The organism is Lacinutrix sp. MEBiC02404, from assembly GCF_053601575.1.
This window is the reverse complement of record NZ_JBSHNV010000159.1, coordinates 1-255: the sequence shown is the minus strand read 5'-3', so window position 1 is coordinate 255 and position 255 is coordinate 1. Positions and strand designations below refer to the sequence as shown.

Genomic DNA, 255 nt, shown 5'->3' with positions numbered 1-255 from the left:
CATACTTACTGCAACGCTTACGCTTGAAGATTCTATCGGTCCTGACTTAACATCTTGTACTGTAATAGACGAAACTATAGAATGTAACGGTACAGATAACGAAATGATCGCGAATGATTGGAATGCCGCTAACATACTTGCTCTTCAATCTTGTGGTACAGATAGCTGTGATACAGATGCAGTATTTGATGTAACTTCAGATTATGTATTTACTAACCTTGCTTCCACTTGTGGCGCTGGTGGTACTATTCTAGT

General features: G+C 39.2%; 1 protein-coding gene. It reads left to right on the top strand.

Translation table 11 applies throughout. The features are described 5' to 3' along the window. The coding region (locus ACVCXO_RS07610) for a hypothetical protein (RefSeq protein WP_452228998.1) at nucleotides 1–255 on the top strand (255 nt) is incomplete at both ends.